Genomic DNA, 22,330 nt, shown 5'->3' on the forward strand with positions numbered 1-22,330 from the left:
AAGCCGCGAGTGCGCGACGCAGGAGCGGGCGTAGCGGCTACGGCGTCCGGGGGCGGCGCCCAACCGACGCCGCCGAGCGAAGCGACGGCGCCACCCGACCGCCGCGCCCAACCGACGCCGCCGAGCGAAGCGAGGGCGCTAGGGGGTGCGGGTGGCGGAGCCCCCGCCTGCGGCAAGCGAAGCGCAGCCGCACAACACGACGAAGGCGAGGCGGTCAGCGCAGAAACTGCGCGACACACCTCGCCTATCGCCTTCGTGGAGCTGAGGGGATTCGAACCCCTGGCCTCTTCGTTGCGAACGAAGCGCGCTACCAACTGCGCCACAGCCCCGAGCGGTGCGCCGGGTTTCCCTGGCGACCGCGAAACTCTAACACGCACATGGTCGCTGGTTAAAACCGAGGTTGTCGAGTGGGTTTCAGTCGCCGACGGCGCGCTTGACCTCGGGCTCGACGGGGGTCACCACCGGTTCGGCGGGCTTCTCGGCGGGGTCCGTCGTACGGGCGCTGGAGAAGACCTCGTCGTCGGTGAGGGAGATGGTGCGGACCGTGCGGTCGGGGGCCTTCTCCTTCATGACGTACGTCGGCAGCGTGACGGGCACCGGGTCCCACAGGCCCTCGGACGCGGCGGGCTTTTCGGCGGGCGCGGGCGATGAAGCGGGGAGCTTGACCTCGATGGTCAGCTCCTCGTCGGGCGACGGAGCGGGCTTGCCGGCGGGACCGCGGTCGTGTCGGGCCTGGGCGCGGGCCCGGCGCTCGGCGGCGATGCGGGCACGCTCGCGCGCCTGGCGCCGTAGCTGCACCCGGGTGAGTACGACGAACGCGACGATCAGCGCGCCCGGGATCGCGACCGTCCACCAGAGCAGGATCTCCAGGCCGGCCAGTGCGGTCACCGACAACAGCGAGAGGGTCAGGATCGACAGGACCCGCCGGCGGCGCATCGCGGCCACCCGGCGGGCACGGTTCGGGACGTAGCGGTGCCGAACCGGCGGCGGCAGGTCCTCCTCGACCGCACCCGAAGCCGAGCCGGCAGCAGCACCCGAGGCAGCCCCCGAAGCCGAGGCACCAGCCGGGCGTACGACGTACCGCGGCCGCGACGGGTCGCGCGAAAGCACCCGTGCGTCAGCGGCCGATGACACCGGCTGGCGCCGGGCCTCGTCTCCACGCTTCAGCATCATCGGGACGAGGTAGGCGGCCCACGCGGCGACGATCGCCACATAGATCAGCCCTGTCGTCCCCATGCGACGACGCTAAGACCCAGCGAGGGCCAGATGAGGCATGTCCGCCGGTGTGTCGCAAGAGAACTCGTGTGACTGGTGTGAACAGCACGCAGCGTAGTCAGGTCAGTCGCGATACGAGACCGGGCCCGACTTCCTCGACGTTGAGGGCGAAGATGCGGTGGTCGCGCCAGTCGCCGTCGATGTGCAGGAACCGCGGCCGCTCGCCCTCGTACCGGAAGCCGAGCTTCTCCACGACCCGCAGACTCGCCTTGTTCTCGGGGCGGATCGCCACCTCGATCCTATGCAGGCCGAGGGTGAACCAGCAGTGGTCCGCGGCCATCGCGACCGCGGTCGGCACGATGCCGCGGCCGGCGTACTGCTCGTCGACCCAGTAGCCGAGGTTCGCCCAACGCGCTGAGCCATAGGTGATTCCGGACACGGTGAGCTGCCCGACCAACGGCCACTTCGCCCGTCCACCAGCTCCTGCAGCACCGCCGTAGGTAATGACGAACGGCAGCATGCGCCCGTAGCGGGCCTGCCGGTTCCAGTCGCGTGCCATCGCGCGGAACGTGCGTGCGCCGTCCTCCGCGCCCGGCGGCTGGGTGGCGTCCCACGGACGCAGCCAGCTGACGTTGCGTTGGCGTGCGGCGGCCCACTCGGCGCCGTCGCCGGCACGCAACGGCCGGAGCCCGACCTGCCCGTGCCGAAGCTCGACGGGCCAGTGGACGATGGCCATCAGTCGGTGTCCGTCCTGACGTGGTCGCCACCGCGGACCTGGTCGACGGCGTGCCGCAGCAACGGCTCCAGCACGGCCAGCCCGTCCTTCACCCCGCCACGCGACCCGGGCAGGTTCACGATGATCGTCGTACCCGCGACACCGGCCAGGCCGCGCGACAGAGCAGCAGTCGGTACGCCGTTCACCACGCCATACGCGCGAATCGACTCGGCGATCCCAGGGATGACGCGGTCCAGGACAGCAGCCGTCTCCTCGGGCGTCGCGTCGGTCGGCGAGATCCCGGTCCCGCCGGTCGTGAGGATCACGTCGTACGACGCCGAGACACCTGCGCGCAGCGCATCACCTACTGGCGCACCGTCGGGCACCACTTCAGGACCGGAGACCTCGAAGCCCCACTCAGCCAGCCGGGAAGCGATCAGTGGACCTGTGGTGTCGGTGTAGACACCGGCGGCGGCGCGGTTGGACACGCTGACGACCAGAGCCCTCACGGCCGCTCCCAGTGCCCGGTCTTGCCGCCTTCTTTCAGCTCGACGCGTACGTCGGACAGCACCGCGGCCGGGTCGATCGCCTTCACCATGTCGATCACTGCGAGCCCGGCGACCGCCACTGCGGTCAGCGCCTCCATCTCGACACCGGTCCGGTCCGTCGTCTTCACCGCAGCGGTGATCAGTACGGCGTCGTCCGCCACCTCGAGGTCCACCTTCGCCCCGGTGATCGCGATCGGGTGGCAGAGCGGAACCAGGTCCGGCGTGCGCTTGGCGCCCATGATCCCGGCGATCCGGGCCACGCCGAGCGCGTCCCCCTTGGGCACACCCTCGCCGCGCAGCGCAGTCACCACCTCGGCCGAGACGTAAACCTTGCCGCTGGCAACGGCTCGGCGGCTGCCCGCCGACTTGGCCGAGACGTCCACCATCCGCGCGGCCCCGGTCTCGTCGACGTGGGTCAGTCCGGTGGCAGGCGTCGTACCGGTCTCGCGCCCGGGGTCCGTCATCCCGTCTCCTCGTCCAGCAGCATGAGCTCCACCTGGTCACCGGCCCGGACCGACGTCACGTCCTCGGGCACCACGATCAGCGCGTTCGAGCGGCTCAGCCCGCCGAGCAGGTGTGAGCCGTGCCCGCCGACTGTACTGGCCATCCAGCCCTCGTCGCCGGACGTGGCCGCAGCGCGGACGAACTGACGCTTCCCGCCCGGCGAGTTGAAGCTGTCCAGCGAGACCCCGTGCACCGGCTGTCGGCGGTACGGCATCTGCCCCATCAGCTTGCGCAGCGCTGGCCGGACGAACACCTCGAAGGACACGTACGCCGACACCGGGTTCCCGGGCAGCGTGAAGATCGGCACCTCCTCCTCACCGAGGACACCGAACCCCTGCGGCTTCCCCGGCTGCATCGCGACCTGCGGGAAGTCGACTGTGCCGGTCTTGGTGAGGACCTCCTTGACCACGTCGTACGCGCCCATGCTGACGCCACCGGTGGTGATCACCAGGTCGGCGCGGACGAGCTGGTCGGACAGGGTGTCCATGATGCGCTTCGGGTCGTCGCCGACGATCCCGACGCGGTACACCACCGCTCCGGCGTCCCGCGCCGCGGCGGCCAGCGTGTAGCTGTTCGAGTCGTAGATCTGCCCCTCGTGCAGCTTGCTGCCCGGCTCACGCAGCTCAGCTCCGGTCGACACGACCACTACCCGCGGCCGCGGCCGCGCCTTGACCCGGGCCCGGCCGACAGCGGCCAGTAAGGCGACCTGCCGCGGACCGATCAGGGTGTCGGCGTCCAGCACCTTCTCCCCCGCCTGCACGTCCTCACCGGCTCGCCGCACCGACGCGCCCAGTGCGGGCTGCTGAGCAATGCGCACATTCGCCGTGCCACCGTCGGTCCACTCGACCGGTACGACGCTGTCGGCGCCACGTGGCATCGGTGCGCCGGTCATGATCCGCACGCACGTCCTGGGCGTCACCACGATCGGCTCGACCCGGCCGGCCGCGATCTCACCGACCACGGGCAGCGTGACCGGGTTGTCCTGGGTCGCCCCCGCCAGGTCGGCAGCCTGGACGGCGTACCCGTCCATCGCGGAGTTGTCGAACCCCGGCAGGCTCAGCCCCGAGACGACGTCCTCGCAGAGCACCAGCCCGACAGCCTCCATCAACGGCTGCTCGAACGCCGGCAGCGCCCGCACCCTCCCCAGCACCACTTCCAGGTGTTCATCCACACTCCGTCTCACGCCCCGACCCTAATCCAAGCGGGCCGCCGCGGCTCAGCCGGTGGATTCGGGGTGGTTCCCCCAGGTCATCCGGATGTCCGGAGCGCGCTCCTCGTTCGCGGAGCCGTCGGTACGGCGTACCTCGGTGAAGCCGTGCGCCTGGTAGAAGGCCTGCGCCCGGAGGTTGGACTGGAAGGTCCACAGCGCCAGACCGCCGGGCCGGAGGTCCTTGGCGAGGTCCACCAGCGCGGAGCCGATGCCGAGTCCGTGCGCGTCCGGGTCGACGTACAACTGGTCAAGGTCGTCACCGTCCAGGGTGAGGACTGCGACGATGCGGCCGTCGTCGAGCGCGACCCACGTCTGGGCGTCGGGCAGCAGTACGTCGGCGAACCAGGTGGCCACCTGGTCGAGGCTGTGGATCGCGGCGGGCAGCTGCGCCGGGTCTGCGTGCCGCGAGCGCCACCACAGCCGGGCCGCCTCGTCGGTGTCGTACGGCTCCAGCGGCCGGATCAGCAGGTCGTCCACATGCTCCCCCAGGTACGAGCGTCAGCCGCCGAGCTCGGCGCCGTCCGGGATCTCCCGGCGCTCACCCTCCGCCGCGGCGATCTCGACGTCACCGACCACCGTCACCTCTTTGCCGAAGGCAACGTCACCGCGGACCTCGAGCCGGTCGGCCCGGACCAGCGACGGCGGCCCGGCCGGGAACCGGGCCTCGAAGTCGGCCAGGATCTTGAAGAACTCCGGGTCCAGGTCGACGTACGGCTCGTCACCCTCGTGGGTCGTGGTCAGGTCGCCGGCCTCGGTCAGCTCGTAGACGTCGGACCGCAGCACCAGCAGGTCGTTCGTGGTCTTCACCGGCTTGAACCGGCTGCGGTCCACCAGCACCGCCTGGGAGCCCTCGAAGGTCTCGATCGCGGTGCCCATCCCGGTCTCCAGCTGGATCACCTTCGGCGACGACGGGTCGGCCGGGTCGACGGTCTTGCGGTTCACGATGATCGGCAGCCCGAGGATCCCGTCGTGCCCGGCCATCAGCTCGGCCAGCCGGTCCAGGTCGATCCACAGGTTGTTGGTGTTGAACGTCTTGTGCCGGGTGATGTCCTGGAAGTGCTTGCCGTCCTCGTCGGCGACCTGCGCGCTGTCCCGCAGGATCAGCCGGCCGTCGGACTTGCGCACCGCGACGTGCCCGCCCTTGCGGTCGGACCGGGTCCGCCGGCAGACCTCCATCCCGAACGGCACGTCGTGCTCGGCCATCCAGGCGGCGATCCGGGCGTCCGGGGTGGCGCCGAGGTTGTCGGCGTTCGAGATGAACGCGTGCCGGAAACCGCGCTCGCGCAGCGCGTCCAGGGTGCCGGAGGCAACCAGCGCGGTGAACAGGTCGCCGTGACCGGGCGGGCACCAGGCCAGCTCCGGGTCCGGCGGCCATTCGGCCGGCGTCAGGTCGTCGGCGAGCAGCTTGGGCTCCATGTTCTGCAGGAAGTCGAGCGGGAGGCCGTCGAGCGCGAGGCCGTCGTACTCGCTCAGGATCTGCAGCGACTCCTCCTTGGTCCGGAAGGAGTTCATCAGCACGAGCGGCAGCGGTACGTCGTACTCCGCGCGGGTGCTGAGGATCTGGCGGGCGATGATGTCGAGGAAGCTCAGCCCGTCCTTGACCGGGAGCGCCGACTTCGGCCCGGTCACGCCCATCGACGTGCCGAGGCCACCGTTGAGCTTGATCACCACGGTCTCGGCCAGCGCGGCCCGCATCGCCGCCGGCTCGGCGTCGAGATGGTCCAGCTGCGGCAAGTCCCCCACCGGCTCGATGTCGTCCTCGCGGATCTTGCCCTGCTGACCCGACTCGAGCAGCCGGTAGTAGTGGGTGAAGACCCGGATCGCGACCTCGGCAGCGCCGGCCGCGCGCATCTTGTCCTGCGCTTGTCGTAGACCTGCCTCACTCATGTCCCAACCCTAGGGGACGCCGGGTAATCACCGTGTTATCCGCGTCACGTGCTTACGATCAGGGAGTGTTCCCGTCCAAGGCCGCTGCACGTCAGCACCTGCTGAGCGCCCGCAGGGCTCGTCCGCACACGGGCGACCTGCTGGAGACTGCTCAGGCGCAGCCTGAGGTGCAGGCGGCGCGGCGGATCGCTCTGTACGTGTCGATGGGCGCGGAGCCGCAGACCGGGGCGCTGATCGACTGGCTACTGGCTACTGGCCGTGAGGTGCTGCTGCCGATCCTGTACGCCGACAACGACCTCGGTTGGGGTGTCGCACCGGGCGCCGCCGACCTCGTACCCGGCCGGCTCGGCCTGCGGGAGCCACCTGCCGACCTTGGCCCGGACGCTATCGCCACAGCCGACCTGGTCATCTGCCCAGCGGTCGCGGTCGCCCGCGACGGTGTGCGTCTCGGCCGCGGCGGCGGGTCGTACGACCGCGCCCTGGCCCGCGTCAGCCCTGGTACTCCGATCTGGGCCGCGGTGTACGACCCAGAGGTCGTCGACGAGCTCCCGTCCGACACGCACGACCACCTGGTGCACGCAGCGCTGACGCCAAATCGGTTGATCGCGCTGAGAAGATCGGCGGATGACTGAGAACGCAGTGCAAGCTGCCGCGGCAGCCGCACGGAGCCTGGGCCTGACTGTCGACGACCCGACCGTTCTGTACGACGCGTTCTCCGTGGTGGTCCACCTCAAGCCGTCACCGGTGGTCGCGCGGGTCCCTCTGGCCCTGCCAGAACCCCTGATGCAGCCGGAGGTCGCCGTACGGCGGATGCAGCGTGAGGTGGACGTGACCGCGTGGCTGGTGGCGCAGGGCAAGCCGTGCGTGACACCGAGCCCGCTGGTGCCGCTGGAGCCGGTGCAGCAGGACGGGTTCTCGATGACGTTCTGGCAGTTCGTTGAGCAGGACAAGTCCGTGGAGCTCGACTTCCTCGCCGGGACTGCGCGGGCTGCCGAGCTGCACGCCGTACTCGCGGACTACCCGCAGGAACTGCCGTGGATGACGCCGCTCCTCGCAGTGCCGTCGGCGCTCGCCGTGCTGGAGGCTGTGCCGGGTCTGCTCGAGCAGGAGGACCTGGACCGGGCACGAGCCGAGTGGGAGGTGCTGAAGCCGCTCCTGACCAGTCGGAGCGCCTTCGAGGAGGTCTTCCCGTCGGCGACGATCCAGACGATCCACGGCGACGCACCGTCGTACAACGTGATCCCCACCGCGGACGGCGTGCTGTGGTCCGACTTCGAGGACACCACGCTCGGTCCGATCGAGTGGGACATGGCCGGGTTCGGTCCGGACCTCGGGAAGGTCTACAACGAGGCTGCGGCTGCGCTGGGGCGCCCGCTGCTGGACGAGCGGGTCCAGCAGGTCATGGACACGGCACGGGTGCTGCAGGTCATCGCGTGCACGTCGATGGTGCCCTTGCTGCCCGCGCTGGCGGACGGGATCCGGATGTTCGTCGGGCAGTGGCGGGACACCCCGTTCGCTGGTGGACTGGGCTGATGCTGAGCCAGTACGTCGACAACGGCGACCTCCCGGGATTGGTATCGCTGGTGAGCCGGGCCGGTGAGACGCGCGTCGAGGTACTGGGCAACACCGCCTTCGACGGCCCGCCGATGCAGCGGGACAGCCTGTTCCGGGTCGCCTCGTTCACCAAGCCGATCGTCGCTGCGGCCGCGATGATCCTGGTCGACGAGCTTCGGCTGTCCATGGACGGACGGGTCGACACCCTGCTGCCCGAACTGGCCGCGACGCGGGTGCTGCGCAGTCCGGACGGGCCGGTCGACGACGTTGTCCCGCTGGAACGGCCGATCACGCTGCGGGACCTGTTGACCTTCCGGCAGGGGCTGGGTGAGACGGACCACCCGGGCATCCGGCAGCGGGAGGACGAGCTGGAGCTGCGGACGTTCGGGCCGCCGGTGCCGCGCACTCCGCTCGAGCCGGACGAGTGGATGCGACGGTTCGCGACGCTGCCGCTGCAGTACCAGCCTGGTCAGCGCTGGATGTACTCGACTGGCTCGCACTTGCTCGGCGTACTGATCGCACGAGCCACAGAGCAGCCGCTGGAGGAGTTCCTGCAGGAGCGGCTGTTCGAGCCGCTCGGGATGCGGGACACGGGTTTCACCGCCCCCGACCCCACGCGACTGACCACGGCGTACGTCGGCGACGACCTGCTCGACCCCGCGGCGGCGAGCCAGTGGCTGCAGCCGCCGTCGTTCCCCGACGCGAGTGGTGGGCTGATCTCGACGGCGGATGACTTCCACGCGTTCGCCCAGATGCTGCTGACCGGCGGCGACCGCATCCTGTCACCGGCGGCGGTCGCAGAGATGACGACGGACCACCTGACGGCCGGCCAGCGTACGGCGGCCGCCGACTTCCTCGGCCCGGACACCGGGTGGGGCTATGGGCTCTCGGTCAGCGCCGACCGCTACGGCTGGGCCGGCGGACTGGGCACGCTCTGGTCGACCACTCCGGCCCACCAGACGATCTCGATCCTGCTGACCCAGCGAGCGCTGTGGACCTGGCCGGAGGAGCTGTTCGCCGAGGCCAACTCCCCCGCCTGGTGACTGCTACGGCTCGGGCTTGGTGAAGGTGAGCGTGTGCTCGCGGACCGCCTCGACTGCGCCCTTGGTGTAGGCCCACGGCAGCGTCTCACCGCGCACCCACAGGTCCGTCTGGTCCGTGTAGTTCGACGAGAACGCGTGCCCGGACACACCGGTCAGGTTGATCCACCGGGACTTGTCGAAGTCGGACAGGTCCACGACCATCCGCATCGACGGCGTCGCGGTCACGCCGTACCCCTTCGAGGCGTCCCACGCGGTCGCGTTGACGATCGAGGAGCCGCCGCCCAGCTCGTACGGACCGCGGTTGAACAGCTTGTCCACCGCCCCGATGCCGGACTTGCCGAGCGTCTGGTTGGTCAGCGTGAGCTTGTGCAGCTGACCCCACTTCCAGTTGGCCGGGTCGCGCGCCATCTTCTGGGTGATCTCCTGCCGCGCGTCGATCATCGCCTCGCGCAGGATGTCGTCCCGGCTCTCGTGCTGCCCGGTCCGCAGGTCGTCCCACCAGCCGCTGTTCGGCTGCGACAGCAGCGTGCGGATCACCTCGAACCAGCGCGATCCGCCGTCCGGCCAGGTGCCCTCGGGCAGCTGGTCGTGGAAGGTCAGCGCGAGCAGGTTGCGCCAGACCACGTTGAAGTACGCCGCCGCCGCGGAGTCGGCCGGCTGGGTGAAGTCCCAGTTCCGCAGCGTGTCCTGGCCCTGGCGCTCGAACTCGTCGTCGATGCCGATCTGGAGCAGGTACGGCACCAGCATCTCGGCGGCCCGGTTCTTGGTGTCGAGCTGGATCGACGCCATCGCGTTCGCGTCCAGCTTCCCGGCGGTCTTGATCCGGTCCACGATCTGCTGCGACCGGTACCCGTAGTCCCAGTCGTTGGTCAGGTAGTAGGTGTACGTCCGCGGCACTACCGCCTGGTTCGCGGTCACGATGATCCCGTCCGCGGGATCGAACTCCGTGGGTAACGCCTCGAACGGGACGTACCCGGTCCAGTGATACTTCGGATCCCAGCCCGGCACCGGCCAGTCGCCGCGCCCGGTCTTGCGGATCGGGATCAGGCCGGGCGCCTGGTAGCCGATGTGTCCTTCGGTGTCGGCGTACACGAGGTTCTGCGACGGCACCTGGAACAGCTGCGCCGCGGATCGGAACTGGGTCCAGTTCTGCGCCCGGTTCATCGCGAACAGCGCGTCCGCGGTGCGACCTGGGTTCAGCGCGGTCCACTGGATCGCGACGCCGTACGGCGTGGCGTACTTGCCCTGTTTCGCGGCCAGGTCACCGGTCTCGCGCTGGTCGTCGCCGACGTCGGAGATGAGTGGACCGTGCCGGGTCTCGCGGACCGTGATCTTGACCGGTTCGTCCTGGCCGGCGACCTTGAACGTCTCCTCGCGGGTCGCCATCGCCCGCCACTTGTTGTTGTAGAGGACGTTGTCGCCGTCGATGCGCTCGAGGTAGAGGTCGGTGACGTCCGGGTCCAGGTTGGTGAATCCCCAGGAGATCGCGTTGTTGTGGCCGATCACCACCCCGGGCAACCCGGAGAAGCTGAAGCCGGAGACGTCGTACGGGCAGGCCTTGCCGACGTTGTTGCAGTGCAGGCCGACCTGGGTCCAGATGCCCGGCATGGTCGCGCCGAGGTGCGGGTCGTTGGCCAGCAGCGGCTTGCCGGTGGTGGTGTGGTCGCCGGAGACGACCCACGAGTTCGAGCCGATGCCGTCACCGCGGCCGAGCAACTGCGGGAGGCCCTTGGCGACCTTGTCGACGGAGTCCAGCGACTTCAGCAGGTCCTTCGTCAGCATCCCGCGCCGGGCCTCGGAGGCGATCGGCGCGCTGCTGAACTTGCCGTCCCGGACCGAGCCGGAGGCCATGATCGGCTCGTTCCGGTCGTACGGGTACGGCGGGTAGAGGCTCTCGATGTTGCGCGAGGGGAACGACGCGAGCAGCTTCGTCCGGGTGATCTCCTCGTCCATGTTGCCGCCGAGATCCCACGCCATCGCCTTCAGCCAGGCCAGCGAGTCGGCCGCGGTCCACGGCTCCGGGCGGTAGTTCTCTGGTCCGTTGGGCTGAACCGACAGGACGGCGTACTCGAGGCTGAGGCCGGAGCCGCTGTGGGTGTCCAGGTACGCGTTCACGCCGCGGGCGTAGTCGTCCAGGTACTGCCGGGTGGACGGGGTCAGCAGGCCGAGCTCCTTCTCCGCGACCCGGCGCCAGCCGAGGGTGCGGACGAACTTGTCGGTCTCCAGCGCGTCCTTCCCGAACAGCTCCGACAGCCGGCCGGAGGTGACGTGCCGGCGGAAGTCCATCTCGAAGAACCGGTCCTGCGCAGCCACGTAACCCTGCGCGGCGAACAGGTCACTCGGGGTGTCGGCGTAGATTTGTGGAATGCCGTTGGCGTCCCGGACCACCTCCACGTCGCCCTCGAGGCCGGTCAGCTCGATCGATCCGTCGTACGTGGGGAACGAGTGGCGGACGACGAAAACGACGGTACCGGCGATCACCAACAGGACGGTGGCGAGGGCGATTCCGCTCATGATGACGACTCGTAGCAGGCGACGCACGGACCAACCGTAGAGAATCCGGCCCCGCGCCCCAAATGGGGTGCCGCACAACTTTGCGTTGCTCTGCGTCCGGTGGACATCCACGCAGAGTTGAGGTAACACGCGCCCGACTTGGAATACTTCGGGGTCCTGGCGCATTATTAGCAGTCGAGTAGTAGGAGTGCCAACGGCCTGAAGGGAACGAACCGTGCCGACGTACCAGTACCAGTGCACCGACTGTGGTGAGGCGCTCGAGGTGCGGCAGAGCTTCACGGACGACGCGCTGACCGTCTGCCCCGCCTGCCAGGGCACCCTGCGCAAGGTCTTCAACGCCGTCGGCGTCGTCTTCAAGGGCTCCGGCTTCTACCGCACCGACAGCCGCAACTCCGGCAAGGGCACCGTCGCAGCCAAGTCCGACTCCAAGTCCGACACCCCCTCGACGACCACCTCCTCCACCTCGGACTCCTCAAAGCCGTCCCCCAGCACCACCTCCTCCTCGACCACCAACACCAGCGCCGCCTGAGCTCAGCCGCCTGTGGATAACTGACAGGTGGGGTGCGGGGAAACTCGTACTTTCTCTGGCATGAGAAAGCCCTTCGCACTTCGTGAACTGTTGCGTGCTGTCAGGTGGCACCGCCGGCTCCTGGCCGGTGTGGCCGCCGCGGCAGCTGTGTACTTCGGCCTCGTCGCCCTCTCCCCACCACCCCCGCCGACCATCGCCGTGCTGGCGGCAGCGCGCGACCTGGTCGGCGGAGCTGTGCCCACCGGCGCCGACCTCCGCACGCTCGACCTCCCACCCGAGGCCGTGCCCGACGGCGTCCTCAAACCCGGCGCCGACCTGACCGCCCGCGTGCTCACCAGCCCGGTCAGATCCGGCGAACCACTCACCGACGCCCGCTTCCTGGCCCCGGCCGCCGTCCCCAAGGGCGAGCTCGCCTACCCGTTCCGCATCGACGACGCCGACATCAGCGCCCTGCTCCGCGTCGGCGACCACATCAATCTGTACGCCGCCACCAGCACCCCAACCGACTCCGCAAACCTCCTAGCCCGAGCCGTCCGCGTGGTCGCCCTCCCAACCCCGCGTACGACGACCACCGGCGCGCTGATCGTGGTCGCGACCACCCCCGAAACCGCGACCCGCCTGGCCCAAGCCACCACCAACTCCAAACTCACCGTCGCCCTCACCCCGGACACCAGCTGACGGTCACTTACCGGACACAACTGGACACGATCCGTGGTGTTGCGGTGCGCTCGCTCGCATGGGCAGGGCAGTGGCCCTACGTTGACCGGGAACATCACCCGCTCAGTGGAGGAATACCCACATGCTCAAGGGCTTCAAGGAATTCATCATGCGCGGCAACGTCGTCGACCTCGCGGTCGCGGTCGTCATCGGCGCCGCGTTCGGCCAGGTCGTGACCGCGATCGTGGACAACCTGATCAACCCGCTCATCGCGGCGATCTTCGGCAAGCCCGACATCAGCGGCGTGCTGACCTTCACGATCAACAACGCGAAGTTCTCGATCGGTGCGGTCCTGCAGGAGATACTCAACTTCCTGTTCGTCGCCGCCGCCATCTACTTCGTGATCGTGATGCCGCTGAACAAGCTCGCCGAGCGCCGCGCCCGCGGGATCGAGCCCGAGCCCGACCCGCTGACCACCGACCAGCAGCTCCTCACCGAGATCCGCGACCAGCTCGCCCGCCGGCCCTGACGGCGCCGGGAGCGGGTGGGCGCCCAAACCTCAGCCTCTGAGCTCGCCAACCGCCCACCACTCCCCACCCCCCACTTCCCAGCTCCCCACTCCCCAGCTCCCCACTCCCCAGCTCCCCACTCCCCAGCTCCCCACTCCCCAGCTCCCCACTCCCCAGCTCCCTGCTCCCACTCCCTGCTCCCTGCTCCCTGCTCCCTGCTCCCTGCAGGTCAACGTTTTCCACGGCCTCCTCGGGAGCGAGCCAGACCGCCCAGGAGACCCATTCCGTCAAACAGGCAATGCGATTCGAGCAGATCAGTACCGCGCACGATGCGGCCTAGCGGTGTCCTTCGTGGCACAATTTCGGTGAGCGCTTTCTGAAGGGCGGAGCCGGTGGCCAGACTGTCGTCAGGGGATCGCCCCACAGTGAAGGACGTCGCGGCGATCGCCGGCGTCTCGGCCACGACGGTCTCCCGGGTGCTCGCCGGCAACTACCCGGTCGCCGCCACCACCCGCGGCCGCGTGATGCGTGCGGTCCAGCAGCTCGACTACGTCGCGAACGCACAGGCCCGCGCCCTCGTCGGCGGCGGTCCGCGCACGGTCGCCTTCATCATCCGCGACCTGGTCGGCCCGTTGTTCGCCTACATCGGCCAAGGCGTCGAGCAGCAGACGACGGCCGAGGGGCGGCTCTGCCTGGTCTGCACCCACAACGGCGACCCCGACCGCGAGCTCGAGCTGATCGAGCTGATGCGCGAGCAGCAGGCCGAGGCCGTCGTACTGGTCGGTGGTGGTGTCCGTACGGCGTCCAACCTCGAGCGGATGACGCAGCTCGCGAACGCCCTGGACCGGACCGGCTCCCGGCTGGTGCTCTGCGGCCGCCCACCGATCGGCGCTGACGTGCCGTCGACAGTGGTCGAGTACGACAACGAGGGCGGCGCGTTCGCCGCCACGAGCTACCTGATCTCACTCGGTCATCGCCAGATCGCCATCATCGGCACCGGCGTACCCGAGCACACCACCACGAAGGCGCGCTTCGACGGCTACACGCGAGCACACAAGGCACGCGGTCTCGAGGTCGCGCCGGAGCTTGTCCTGCCCGGTGACTACGACCGCGAGTCCGGATACCAGCACACCAAGGCGCTGATCGACCAAGGCATTCCGTTCACCGCGGTCTTCGCGATCACCGACGTGGTCGCCAGCGGCGTCCTGCTCGCGCTGCGCGAGGCCGGTCGTCGCGTCCCCGAGGACGTCTCGGTGATCGGGTACGACGACATCCCGCTGGCGGCCGACCTGACACCAGGACTGAGCACGGTCCACCTCCCCCACGAGGAGCTCGGCCGGACCGCGATCCGCCTCGCACTGCACCGCGACCAGCACGCCCTCGACCAGCACGTCGTCCTCGGCACACATCTCGTCATCCGCGACTCGACCGGCCCGGCACCACACCAATAGCCGGGCCAGCCCCGGCAGCCGGCCCGGCGCCACCACCCAGTAACCGGCCCGGCTCCACGCCGGGAGAACGTAGACTCGGCCCGCCGATTCAGGAGGGGACATCGATGCCACGCACCCCGCGGACAGCCGACGACAGCGCATCGTCGTCGCGCCGGAAGGCCGCTGCGACGCTCGGCGATGTCGCGACCCACGCCGGCGTCTCACCTGCGACCGTTTCCCGCGTCCTGGCAGGCAACTACCCGGTCTCCCGCTCGGCCCGTCAGCGCGTCCTCCGCTCGATCCGCGAGCTCAACTACGTCGCCAACACTCACGCGAGAGCGCTGGCCGGCGTCCAGACCAAGACGATCGCCTTCGTGCTGGCCGACGTACGCGGACCGTCGTTCGCCGAGGCCGCGCACGGCGTCGAGCAAGAGGCCGCGCGACTCGGCTGGCTGTGCCTGATCGGCACCACCCAGGGCGATCCCGACCGTGAGCTCGCGATCGTTCGGCTGATGCGAGAGCAGCGCGCCGGAGCGGTCGTACTGATCGGTGGAGTCGCGGACGCCGACGACTACGACGAGCAGATGACCGAGCTCGCGCATTCGCTGCGGGCTGCGGGCTCCCTGCTCGTGCTCTGCGGCCGCCCGCCGCTCGCCAAAGGCGTTCCCGCGGCCGTGATCGGCTACGACAACGAGGAAGGCGCGTACGCGATCACCAGCCACGTGCTGGCACAAGGACACCGGCGCATCCTGTTCCTGGGCGGCGAGGAGCGGCACACCACGAGCATGGGCCGCCTCGACGGCTACCGCCGTGCCCTCAGCACATTCGGCGTGGAGTTCGATCCCGGCCTGGTCGAGCACGGCGTCTTCACCCGCGCCGCCGGCTACCAGCTCACCAAGAAGCAACTGACCGGGAGCCGCGACTTCACCGCGGTGTTCGCCGCGACCGACGTGATGGCCGCCGGCGTCTACGCCGCGGTCACCGAGGCCGGCCTGAGCGTCCCGGACGACATCTCGATCGTCGGGTACGACGATATCGAGCTGGCGCAGGATCTCCGTCCGAGGATGACGTCGGTCCACGTCCCGTACGAGGAACTCGGCCGGATCGCCGCCAAGGTCGCCGCCGACGAGGACCACCAGCGCGAGGACTGGCCGGGCCTCCAGGTCACCCTGAAGACCCACGTGGTCGTCCGCGACTCAGTCGCCAGAAGGGACTAACTCAGCCAGCGCCCGGCGCGCCGTCTCCCCGAGATCGTTGCCAAGAGCAAACGTAGTCACGTGCCGCGGCGAGCGCCCCGGCGGAGCGATCAGCACCAGCGGCACGTCGTGAGTCGCCAGGTACCCGAGTTGCGCCTGAGTGAAGTCGACCAGCACCCCCACGACACCCCGAGTCCCCCGCGCCGACACCTGATCGAGCCAATGCCGCGGCACCGGCCGATCAGGAATAACCGTCGTCACCACGACCGACAGACCGGTACGGCGTGCCTCCATGTCGAAAGAGTTCAGCACCGCACCGGCCGGTGCCGGACTGGCCACGACCACGTCGACCAAGGCGGCCGGCCGATGACCGGCCGCGCTCACATCTCCGGAGTACCCACGTTGCCGCAGTACGTCCCGGACCCGGGCCCGGGTGGCCGGCGCGACGTCCGGGTAGGCGCGGAGCACCTTCGACACCGTGGACACCGAGACGCCGGCCTCCCGGGCGACGACCGCCAGTTTCGATCGCGCGGTCATCGATCCGGTCCTACTGACCCTTGAGGTACGCGTCGGCCTGCTTGGCCATCTCGGCCTGCAGCTTGCTCAGCCCCGCCTTGTCCACGGCCTTCTTCAGCTGGTCCAGCCCCTTGTCGACGTCGACCGCGCCGATCCACAGCGGGTTGCCGTACTGCGTCATCGCCGCGGTGATCTGGCTGTCCTCGCGCTTCACCGGCGTCACGTCGGGGACGAACGAGGAGTACGGGTCGACGGTGAAGTTGTCGTAGTCCTGGGCCCAGTCGAACCACTCGTTCTCGGTGGGCGTGATGTCCTTGACCTTCTTCTCCAGCTGCTGCCGCCAGCAGAGCGCGTATCCCGGGAAGCTGTACCCGGACAGCTGCTCGATCCGGTCCGTGCCGACCGGCTTCCAGTCCTTGCCCTCGACGCCGTAGCTGAGCAGGTCGTGGTTCTCCTTGATCGACACCCAGTCCTCGAGCTGCATGGCCCGCTCGTTGTTGCGGCCCTTCGCGTTCAGCACCACGAAGTTGTCGGCCTGGAAGGTCTGGTTCGGCTTGGCGTTCTTGCCACCCCGCAGCGGTACGACGTTCGCCAGCTGCGCAGTCGGGACGGCCTTACGCAGCGGCGCGAGCGACTGCGACGACAGCCCGTCCGTCATCGCCCACCGGGTCGCGATGCGGCCGGACTCGAACTGGGTCTTGACCGCGTTGGAGTCGACGTTCAGCGCGTCCTTGTTGATGATGCCGTCCTGGTAGTACTTCCGAACGGTCCGGAGCGCGTCCATCACGCCCGGCGCCTCCCAGAACGGGATCGGGTTGGACGACCCGGTGGTCTTGCCGTCCTGGGCCAGGTAGAACGGGAACGAGCCACCGCTGAAGAACTGCACGCTGACGTGCGGGTTCTCCCAGTCGTGCCGGTTCAGCCAGCCGACGGGCGCGAACGCGATCAGCAGGTCGGGCATGTTGGACGTGATGCCGATCGGAGTCAGCTTCTCCTTCTGCTTCACGTCGTACCAGTACTTCTCCAGCTGGTCGAACGTGGTGATGTTGCCGAGACCGTGCTTGTCGGCCAGGTCCTGCCGGATGGTGAAGTGGTGCAACCGGGCGGCGGAGTTGACCTGCGGGATGCCGTACAGCTTGCCGGACCACTTGTTCTGCTCGATCAGCTGCGGGTCGAGGTTCTTGCTCAGGTTCGGGTACTTGCCGATCAGCTCGTCGACCGCGACCACCGACTTGCTGCCGACCAGCTGGACCATGTTCAGCCAGCGCGCCTGCAGCGCGGTGTCGAAGTTCTCGCCGGCGGTGAACTTCAGCAGCGCCTGCTGCTGGTAGTTCGACCAGGCGATGAACTGCGGGGCGATGGTGAAGCCGAGGTCGTTCTTCAGCTTCTTGTTCACCTCGGCCAGGATCGGATCCCAGCCCTTCGGCACATCACCGGGCAGCAGCAGCGACAAGGTGTCGCCGCCGGACGACGACGAGCCGGACGTGGACGAGTCGCCGCAGCCGCTGAGGCCGAGCACGGCACCGATCGACAGGCCGCCGGCCGCGGCCAGGAAACCGCGCCGGGAGAGTTGCGTGGCGGGCACAATGCCTCCTGAAAAAGGATGGAGTGGCTGGGGATCAGCCTTTGGTGGCACCCAACGTGATGCCTTTGACGAAGTAGCGCTGCGCGAACGGGTAGGCGAGCAGGATCGGGCCGATGGTGACGACCGTCAGCGCCAGCCGGAGCTGGTAGACCGGCGTGGACTGCCCCGACGAGGTGGGCAGCATCTGCGAGAACGACACGTTCGAGACGAGGTTCTGCAACAGCAGCGGAAGGGGGTACTTGTCCGTCTCGGAGATGAACAGCAGGGCCGTGAACCACTCGTTCCAGTAGTGCACGGCGTAGAACAGGCCGACCACCGCGAGGATCGGCTTGGACAGCGGCAGCCCGATCCGGAAGAAGATCTGCATCTCCCCGGCGCCGTCGATCCGGGCGGACTCCATGATCTCCTCGGGCAGCTGGCGGAACGCGCTGACCTGGATGAACACCAGGAAAGGGGCGATCAGCAACGGCAGGATGACCGCGAAGTACGTGTTCTGCAGCTTCAGGTACTGCGTCACCAGCAGGTAGAGCGGGACCAGTCCGCCGGTGAACAGCATCGGGATATAGGCGAAGACCGCCAGCGGGCGGCTCACGTACGGCAGCCGGCGGGCGATCACCCAGCTGAGTCCGGACGTGAAGGCGAGGGCGAGCGCCGTACCGACGACCGTGATGAAGACGCTCGCGGTGTAGGCGCTGAGCACCGTCGGGCCGGTGAAGATCAGCTCGTACGACGCCAGCGAGAACGGCTTGGGCAGCAGGCTGTAGCCGGTGGTGGCGAGCTTCTGCTCGTCGGTGAACGACCCGGACACGATCATCCAGAACGGCACCACGCAGACCACCATGAACAGTCCGACCCCGATCAGGCTGACGATGGTGAAGGGCTCGGGCCGGGTACGGCGTTTGCGCGTCGTGGCGCGACTGGTCACCTTGGCGACACTCGAAGTCATCGTGGTCACAGCAGGCTCGTCTCCTTCGAGTAGCGGCGCTGGACCAGCACCGCGGTCGTCACCAGGACGAAGCCGACGACCGACTGGAACAGGCCGACCGCGGCCGTGGTGCCGAAGTCGCCGATCTGGCGCAGCGACCGGAACACGTAGGTGTCGATCACATCGGTGGTCGGGAAGAGCGTGCCGTTGTCGCCGATGATCGCGTAGATGGTGCCGAAGTCGCCGTAGAAGATCCGGCCGACGCCGAGCACCAGCAGCACCGCGGCAGTCGGCTTCAGCAGCGGCAGGGTGATCCGCCACGCCATCTGAGCCCGGCTGGCGCCGTCGATCTGGCCGGCCTCGTAGACCTCCTCGGGGATCGAGGTGATCGCGGCCAGGAAGATGATGCTCATGTAGCCGCCGAGCTGCCAGACCTTCACCACGGTGAGGATCCACGGCCAGGGGCCGGGCTCGCTGTACCAGTCCAGCGTCGGCAGGCCGAGGCCGGTGAACGCGTCGTTGACCAGGCCGCCCGAACCCTGCGGGCCGGACAGCAGCACCTGCAGCATGATCGCGATGACGACCGGCGAGACGAAGTACGGGAAGAAGATCACCGACTGGGAGACCCGCTTGAAGTACCGGCCGCGGATCTCGTTCAGCATGATCGCGAGCGTCACGCCGGCCGCGAGTGTGGCGGCGAGGAACAGCGTGTTCAGCACCAGCGTGTTGACCAGGATCCGCTGGGCGTCACCGGAGCTGAAGAAGTAGCGGAAGTTGTCCAGGCCGTTCCACGGGCTGCCGAAGATGCCGCGGCTGATGTCGAACTCCTTGAAGGCGACCACCAGGCCCGCCATCGGCGCGTAGCTGAAGACCAGGAAGAACGCGACCGCCGGCAGTGCCAGGGTGCCCACCCACAGACTGCCCCGCAGGGTCACCCACCGCCGGCTGCGACTGGATCGGGTACTCATCGCGAGATCCCCTCGATTGGATAGAAAGCGCTTTCCAGTGCCGGAAACATAGCTCCGGCGCATAGGCCTGTCAAGAACGGAGTCGCCGGATGGCAAACGTTGTCTATGCGCACCTCAGGCCACCCGCTCGAGATCGGCCAGCGTGACCTCGTGCAGCAACGGCCGGCCGGCCACCAGACGGGCCAGCTCGTCCACCGCGCAGGTGCCCAGCCGGGCCAGCTCGTTGCCGTGCGACCCCGCGATGTGCGGGGTGACGAAGACGTTGGGCAGGTCGAACAGCGCCGACCCCGGCGGCAACGGTTCGGGATCGGTGACGTCGAGCACGGCGGAGATCCGCCCACTGCGCAGCTCGTCGACCAGCGCCTCGGTCTCGACCAGCTCGCCCCGAGCGGTGTTGATCAGTACGGCGCCGTCCGGCAGCAGCCCGAGTCCGGCCCGGTCGATCATCCGGTACGTCTCCGCGGTCGACGGCGCGTGCACGCTGACGATGTCGCTGGACGCCAGCAACTCCGGCAGGCTCACCCGCGGGATGTCGACGTCGTCGGCGTACGGGTCGTAGAGGCTGACCTCGAAGTCGAACGGCCGGAGCAGCTCGATCACCTGCCGGCCGATCCGCGACGCGCCGATGATGCCGACCCGGCGACCGTAGTTCCCGATGTCGGGATGGATGTAGGCGAGGGTGAACGATCGCCCGCTGCGGTAGTGCTCGCGGAGCGCGAAGACGCCCTTGCCGGCCAGCAGGATCGCGCCGAGCGCGTACTCCGCGACCGGGATCGCGTTCGCGGCGGCGGCCGACGAGACCAGGATGCCGCGCTCCCAGACACCCGTGGTGACGTGCGCCTTCACGCTGCCGGCGGCGTGCAGGACCGCCCGCAGCTTCGGCGCTCTGGCGAGGAACGCCTCGTCCAGCGGCGGGCAGCCCCAGCCGGTGATCAGCACCTCGAGGTCGTCCAGCCGGCCGGCCACCCGCGGGTCGTCGAAGTCGTCGACGACCAGGCCGGTGTCGATGTCGGCGAGCTCGCCGAGCCGCTGCCGGACGAGCGGCGGAAACAGCATCGGCCAGTGCTCCGCGGCGAGGGCGAACAGCGCCACCGGGCGATCGGTCACGGGCGGTTCTCCGATCAGAGTCAGGGATAGAAAGCGCTATCTACGCTAGGCCGCCAGGATCGGGAACGTCAACGTGGGAAATGCTCCATGAATGAAGGCGATGCGGGCATGCAGCCGCCGAGGAGGCTTGTCAGCCCCCTCGGGTCACCGTATGGTTAGGCGAACGTTTTCTATCCGGCGTACCGCATCCAGCGGTAGGCCAGCGGCTGTCCCGCGTTCCACTCGTCCATTTCGTGCTGGGAGACGTCCACGAAGCCCACCCCCAGATAGGTCCGGATCGCCGGCGCGTTGTCCGGCCGCACCCGCAAGAAAATGTCCGGGTGCCCGGCCGCGATCGCTGGTGTCAGCAGGGCGCGGACCAGCTCGGCCCCGATCCCCTGCCCTCGCCGTTCCGGATCCACGATGATCCGGGCCAGTTCGACCTCGTCCTCGTCGTCGTCGAGCCACACTTCGCCGTACCCGATCGGCTCGTCGCCGTCGAAGTACACGTACGCCTGGATGTCAGGCTCGAGCTTCCGCCAACTGGTGACGGCGTCGGCGGGAAACGGGTATTCCTCCCGGCCGCACAGCAACCCCACCTCGCGCGGTGTCCGGGCCCATCCGGCCACCTGGCCGTCGTACCCCTCGTGCACCCCCCGGAGCTGCCTCATTCGTGGTGCGGCGGGACCTCGCGCAGGATGCGCTCGTCGTCGTCGGCACCGAAGTCGTTGTCGCCCCACGACCGCGGGTCGTCGTCGCGGGTCTGGTCGGGCAGCAGCGGCTCGTCGTCTTCGTACGGGCTCGTCATGGCTCCAGATTACCGAGTCGACGCGGCTCTCCGGTATCCAATTCACCCGGTACGACGCCCGGCGGCAACTGTGGTTCGGCAGCGGCCTGCAGCAGCGGCGCAATCCCCGGTTCGCCTTGCCAGCGGTCGTTTCCGAGCACGCACCACGCGGTCAGCACGGACAGTGTCGGTGCCGCCAGGCCGGCCAGCCGCAACGGCTCCGCGTTCTGGAAACCGAAGGTGATCATCCAGTTCACCGGATCGGGGTAGAACTCCTGCACGGCGCTGTAGTAGAAGCTCAGCCAGCCACGCTGCGGCAGCATGCACAGGATCCGGTAGTTCGTCACCACGGTCGGGACTTCCTGCAGGTCGCGCCACAGCAGCTGCATGTCCCGTTTGGCCGCGGCCTTCCGGCTCGCGTTGATCGCCGCGTTGGCCGCCATCATCCCGAGCACGACACCCGGCTTGCCGATGAACAGTCCGCTGTTGTGCGTGTAGCGACCACTGCCGCCGTACAGCCGCGCGTAGTGCGCCGGGGTGTTGACGTAGGCGACCTCACCGGACTCGAGGACCAGGCCGTACATGGTCAGCGGCTGCGGACTGTTGCCGGCCAGCAGCCAGCGCGCCCAGTCGATCCCGAGCTTCCACTCGTCCCGCTCACGCTGCGCCGTCGCCTCGGCGTTCTTCTTCCGGCCCACGACAAGAGATCGTAATCGGGGTCGAAGGGCGTGTCTGGTGATCCAGCGCAGTAGGCGATGGATCGCCAGACACGCCCTACCAGCGCGTGCGCGTTACAGGTGTGCCTCGGTTGGCGCACGATCGGGCTGCGTGACCGGAACGACGCGCCGCCGTGATGGTTTAGCCTCGATCCACCGACCGGCCTGGCGTGGGTGGCTGATTCTCGATGCGCTGCAGGGTCGGCTGGGTGTGGCGTGGTGGGACGTCCCGCCTC

General features: G+C 68.9%; 24 protein-coding genes and 1 tRNA gene. 8 read left to right on the plus strand and 17 right to left on the minus strand.

Annotated elements, in window-relative coordinates; translation table 11 throughout:
• Positions 1-256: 256 nt before the first annotated feature.
• From AB0H36_RS20770 to AB0H36_RS20805, 8 genes are all read right to left on the minus strand, one after another.
• Positions 257-329: transfer RNA gene (locus AB0H36_RS20770), tRNA-Ala, on the minus strand.
• A gap of 85 nt (positions 330-414) precedes the next feature.
• Positions 415-1,236 carry a hypothetical protein gene (locus tag AB0H36_RS20775; protein WP_360525450.1) on the minus strand — a complete coding sequence of 274 codons (822 nt, stop codon included), beginning with the start codon at positions 1,234-1,236 and terminating at the stop codon, positions 415-417.
• A 97-nt stretch (positions 1,237-1,333) separates the two neighbouring features.
• Complete coding sequence (locus AB0H36_RS20780; protein ID WP_360525453.1) at positions 1,334-1,951, minus strand: GNAT family protein; 618 nt, start codon at positions 1,949-1,951, stop codon at positions 1,334-1,336.
• On the minus strand, positions 1,951-2,439 hold the full coding sequence (locus tag AB0H36_RS20785; protein WP_360525456.1) for a MogA/MoaB family molybdenum cofactor biosynthesis protein: 489 nt from the start codon (positions 2,437-2,439) through the stop codon (positions 1,951-1,953). Before AB0H36_RS20785 ends, AB0H36_RS20780 begins: the two co-directional genes overlap by 1 nt.
• Complete coding sequence (gene moaC, locus AB0H36_RS20790; protein ID WP_360525459.1) at positions 2,436-2,942, minus strand: cyclic pyranopterin monophosphate synthase MoaC; 507 nt, start codon at positions 2,940-2,942, stop codon at positions 2,436-2,438. The genes AB0H36_RS20785 and moaC overlap by 4 nt, the downstream gene beginning before the upstream one ends.
• Positions 2,939-4,165 (minus strand): gephyrin-like molybdotransferase Glp, encoded by a 1,227-nt coding sequence (gene glp / locus AB0H36_RS20795; protein ID WP_360525462.1) that lies wholly within the window; start codon positions 4,163-4,165, stop codon positions 2,939-2,941. The genes moaC and glp overlap by 4 nt, the downstream gene beginning before the upstream one ends.
• A 33-nt stretch (positions 4,166-4,198) precedes the next feature.
• Positions 4,199-4,669: a GNAT family N-acetyltransferase gene (locus tag AB0H36_RS20800; RefSeq protein WP_360525465.1), complete on the minus strand. Its 471-nt coding sequence runs from the start codon at positions 4,667-4,669 to the stop codon at positions 4,199-4,201.
• A gap of 21 nt (positions 4,670-4,690) precedes the next feature.
• On the minus strand, positions 4,691-6,079 hold the full coding sequence (locus tag AB0H36_RS20805) for a UTP--glucose-1-phosphate uridylyltransferase (RefSeq protein ID WP_360525468.1): 1,389 nt from the start codon (positions 6,077-6,079) through the stop codon (positions 4,691-4,693).
• 65 nt (positions 6,080-6,144) lie between these two features.
• Here AB0H36_RS20805 and AB0H36_RS20810 point away from each other — a divergent pair, with 65 nt between their 5' ends.
• The 3 genes from AB0H36_RS20810 to AB0H36_RS20820 are packed head-to-tail and all read left to right on the plus strand — an operon-like array spanning position 6,145 to position 8,676.
• A complete protein-coding gene (locus tag AB0H36_RS20810; RefSeq protein ID WP_360525471.1) occupies positions 6,145-6,711 on the plus strand; it encodes a 5-formyltetrahydrofolate cyclo-ligase in 567 nt (188 codons plus the stop codon).
• Positions 6,704-7,612, plus strand: coding sequence for a phosphotransferase (locus AB0H36_RS20815; protein ID WP_360525474.1), 909 nt, complete (start codon positions 6,704-6,706; stop codon positions 7,610-7,612). The genes AB0H36_RS20810 and AB0H36_RS20815 overlap by 8 nt, the downstream gene beginning before the upstream one ends.
• The gene (locus AB0H36_RS20820; protein WP_360525477.1) at positions 7,612-8,676 is read left to right on the plus strand and encodes a serine hydrolase domain-containing protein; all 1,065 of its coding nucleotides are present in this window, start codon (positions 7,612-7,614) and stop codon (positions 8,674-8,676) included. The genes AB0H36_RS20815 and AB0H36_RS20820 overlap by 1 nt, the downstream gene beginning before the upstream one ends.
• Before the next feature lie 3 nt (positions 8,677-8,679).
• On the opposite strand, the gene AB0H36_RS20825 is transcribed toward AB0H36_RS20820, so the two are convergent.
• The gene (locus AB0H36_RS20825; protein WP_360525480.1) at positions 8,680-11,217 is read right to left on the minus strand and encodes a penicillin acylase family protein; all 2,538 of its coding nucleotides are present in this window, start codon (positions 11,215-11,217) and stop codon (positions 8,680-8,682) included.
• Positions 11,218-11,404: 187 nt separating this feature from the next.
• Between AB0H36_RS20825 and AB0H36_RS20830 the strand changes: the two genes are divergently transcribed.
• The 5 genes from AB0H36_RS20830 (at position 11,405) to AB0H36_RS20850 (ending at position 15,532) form a co-directional block, all read left to right on the plus strand.
• Positions 11,405-11,719 (plus strand): FmdB family zinc ribbon protein, encoded by a 315-nt coding sequence (locus AB0H36_RS20830; protein WP_360525483.1) that lies wholly within the window; start codon positions 11,405-11,407, stop codon positions 11,717-11,719.
• Between the two features lie 60 nt (positions 11,720-11,779).
• The gene (locus tag AB0H36_RS20835) at positions 11,780-12,397 is read left to right on the plus strand and encodes a hypothetical protein (RefSeq protein WP_360525486.1); all 618 of its coding nucleotides are present in this window, start codon (positions 11,780-11,782) and stop codon (positions 12,395-12,397) included.
• Positions 12,398-12,518: 121 nt separating this feature from the next.
• A complete protein-coding gene (mscL, locus tag AB0H36_RS20840; protein WP_360525489.1) occupies positions 12,519-12,905 on the plus strand; it encodes a large conductance mechanosensitive channel protein MscL in 387 nt (128 codons plus the stop codon).
• Between the two features lie 405 nt (positions 12,906-13,310).
• The gene (locus AB0H36_RS20845) at positions 13,311-14,336 is read left to right on the plus strand and encodes a LacI family DNA-binding transcriptional regulator (RefSeq protein ID WP_360525492.1); all 1,026 of its coding nucleotides are present in this window, start codon (positions 13,311-13,313) and stop codon (positions 14,334-14,336) included.
• Positions 14,337-14,440: 104 nt separating this feature from the next.
• Entirely contained in the window at positions 14,441-15,532 is a 1,092-nt protein-coding gene (locus AB0H36_RS20850) for a LacI family DNA-binding transcriptional regulator (RefSeq protein ID WP_360525495.1), read from the plus strand.
• Here the strand turns inward: AB0H36_RS20850 and AB0H36_RS20855 are convergent.
• From AB0H36_RS20855 to AB0H36_RS20890, 8 genes are all read right to left on the minus strand, one after another.
• A complete protein-coding gene (locus tag AB0H36_RS20855) occupies positions 15,512-16,048 on the minus strand; it encodes a LacI family DNA-binding transcriptional regulator (protein WP_360525498.1) in 537 nt (178 codons plus the stop codon). The two genes, AB0H36_RS20850 and AB0H36_RS20855, sit on opposite strands and share 21 nt — an antisense overlap.
• A 10-nt stretch (positions 16,049-16,058) precedes the next feature.
• The gene (locus AB0H36_RS20860) at positions 16,059-17,612 is read right to left on the minus strand and encodes an ABC transporter substrate-binding protein (protein ID WP_360525500.1); all 1,554 of its coding nucleotides are present in this window, start codon (positions 17,610-17,612) and stop codon (positions 16,059-16,061) included.
• A 34-nt stretch (positions 17,613-17,646) separates the two neighbouring features.
• On the minus strand, positions 17,647-18,558 hold the full coding sequence (locus tag AB0H36_RS20865; RefSeq protein WP_360525533.1) for a carbohydrate ABC transporter permease: 912 nt from the start codon (positions 18,556-18,558) through the stop codon (positions 17,647-17,649).
• A gap of 5 nt (positions 18,559-18,563) precedes the next feature.
• The gene (locus tag AB0H36_RS20870; protein ID WP_360525503.1) at positions 18,564-19,505 is read right to left on the minus strand and encodes an ABC transporter permease subunit; all 942 of its coding nucleotides are present in this window, start codon (positions 19,503-19,505) and stop codon (positions 18,564-18,566) included.
• A 114-nt stretch (positions 19,506-19,619) separates the two neighbouring features.
• Positions 19,620-20,612: a hydroxyacid dehydrogenase gene (locus AB0H36_RS20875; protein ID WP_360525506.1), complete on the minus strand. Its 993-nt coding sequence runs from the start codon at positions 20,610-20,612 to the stop codon at positions 19,620-19,622.
• A gap of 170 nt (positions 20,613-20,782) precedes the next feature.
• A complete protein-coding gene (locus AB0H36_RS20880; protein ID WP_360525509.1) occupies positions 20,783-21,262 on the minus strand; it encodes a GNAT family N-acetyltransferase in 480 nt (159 codons plus the stop codon).
• Positions 21,259-21,399, minus strand: a complete 141-nt coding sequence (locus AB0H36_RS20885) for a hypothetical protein (RefSeq protein WP_360525512.1) — start codon at positions 21,397-21,399, stop codon at positions 21,259-21,261. Before AB0H36_RS20885 ends, AB0H36_RS20880 begins: the two co-directional genes overlap by 4 nt.
• Positions 21,396-22,076, minus strand: a complete 681-nt coding sequence (locus tag AB0H36_RS20890; RefSeq protein ID WP_360525515.1) for a hypothetical protein — start codon at positions 22,074-22,076, stop codon at positions 21,396-21,398. Before AB0H36_RS20890 ends, AB0H36_RS20885 begins: the two co-directional genes overlap by 4 nt.
• Between the last annotated feature and the right edge of the window lie 254 nt (positions 22,077-22,330).

This window comes from Kribbella sp. NPDC050820 (assembly GCF_040653975.1).
Classification (GTDB): Bacteria; Actinomycetota; Actinomycetes; order Propionibacteriales; family Kribbellaceae; genus Kribbella.